Annotated in this window: 2 protein-coding genes; one reads left to right on the forward strand and one right to left on the reverse strand. The window is 36.9% G+C overall.

Annotation, left to right across the window (positions count from 1 at the left end; all coding sequences use genetic code 11):
- The coding region (locus PX484_RS15690) for a glycosyltransferase family 4 protein (RefSeq protein WP_288104638.1) at positions 1-732 on the reverse strand (732 nt) is incomplete at its 3' end.
- A 459-nt stretch (positions 733-1,191) separates the two neighbouring features.
- On the opposite strand from PX484_RS15690, the gene PX484_RS15695 reads away from it, so the two are divergent.
- The coding region (locus tag PX484_RS15695) for a WD40 repeat domain-containing protein (RefSeq protein ID WP_288104641.1) at positions 1,192-1,900 on the forward strand (709 nt) is incomplete at its 3' end.

The raw sequence follows: 1,900 nt of genomic DNA on the forward strand, positions 1-1,900 counted from the left end.
ATACTTCCATCCTTTTTTGCCAATCAGAATCAGATTATGGTCTAATTTATACCTGTCCTTGAGATAGTTAAAAGCACTGATAAGATTAATAATATTTTTTCGTGGTTCTAGGGTACTAACAAAGAGTAAATAGGGTTTAGTGATGGTTAGAGATGAGGGATAATTGGGGAGAGAAGAATAACGACTTGCGAGGGGAGTAACAAAAATTTTCTCTGGGGTTACATCTAAATATTCAATAATATCTCGTTTGGTACTTTCGGAGTTAGCAATAACTAAATCTGTCCATTTTAGACATTGTTTAATCCGTTGGCTGTAGGTTTTGACAATCCCCGTGACAAACTGAGGATATTTAATAAAAGTAACATCATGAATAGTCATAACTTGACGACTCTGACGACAAGGATACACCACATGATCCAATCCGTGGAGAATATCGGGAGAATCAAGAAAGTTTTCTAGATAGGGAATTAGAGGATTAGGAAATCGGGTTAAGATATTGCTAAGACTGACGGGAATTGGTAAACATTTAACCTCTGGATAGGATTGCAGTTTTTCGGGAATAGAAAGATTACCCCGCAGCCAGTTTTTTACCGATGGTTGAAAACAGAGGGACAGGGAAAAGTTTTCTTGGTTTTGTAATTTAGCTAATTCGGCAATCAGGTGATAAGCATATAATCCAATTCCACTAGGATTTTGTCTTATCGGTGTACCATCAACTAAAATTTTAAGCATTTGTGGTTAGATGAGATTGACGGGATAGATATTTTTAAAATTACAGATTCAATTGTCAATTTTGCTCGCTTAGGACAAGATTAAAATCGGCAATAAACTCCACCCTAATAGTTAATCTTACCCTATAACGTCCCTGAATAGCAGCCTTTTTTGGCTAGGTTACAGCCAATACTTAATTTATCGGGCAATTTTTTCGATTATTGTCCCCTCACCTACCCTACTACTATGATTGTCAACGGGTACTTATAAGCTAAGACCTATTTTAATCGCCTATCCTTAAATTAGCTGCATCTCCTTGACGAGAAACGCTGTAATTAGTTATAATTACGGAAGAATAGCTTCCCCGTACTTGTGGTGAGCGGAGATTTCTGAAAAGTTATCTCAGGGATGGCTTAGTCCCCTACAGAACAACCAACATCGGGTAATGCCGAAAAATCTTGATTAACTAATGTTTTCACTATGTTTAATCCCTTAGTATCTTTTAAATCCCTAGAAGGCCATGAAGGTGAGGTTAAATGTCTAACTTTTTCCCAAGATGGTAAATTTTTAGCTAGTGGAGATAACGAGTTAACTGTTATTGTTTGGGATTGGCAAAAAAATCAAAAATTTATTTTACAAGGACATGAAAAAGCCGGTTGGTGGGATCAGGGAGTTAACTCTGTTGCTTTTAGTCCCTGTCAAGGATATTTGGTTAGTGGAGGAGATGATCAAACCCTAAGAATTTGGTCACTGGAAACTAAAAAATTAATCTCTACCTTAACGGGACACCAAGATAAAGTTACAGCAGTAGCTGTTCATCCCGATAAGGAAATTATTGCTAGTGGTAGTGAAGATAAAACGGTGAAAATATGGTCAGTAAAAACCGGAGAAACTCTGTCCACATTACAAGGTCATAGCGATAAAGTCCTAACAGTTAAATTTAGTCAAAATGGTCAACTTTTAGCCAGTGGTGGCGGCGAAAATGACAAAACGGTAATTATTTGGAATCTGGGAGAAAAGAGCAGTATTACCTTAAAAGGTCATTCCGATTGGTTTGGAGGTATTTTATCGGTAGATTTCGGCAGTAATAACAAATTTTTAGCCAGTGGCAGCAAAGACAAAACTATTAAAATCTGGGATATTAAAAGAGGGACAGAGGTAAAAACTCTCAGCGAACATAGTGATCATA

Source organism: Microcystis sp. M49636_WE2, assembly GCF_030065375.1.
Lineage (GTDB): Bacteria > Cyanobacteriota > Cyanobacteriia > Cyanobacteriales > Microcystaceae > Microcystis > Microcystis aeruginosa_C.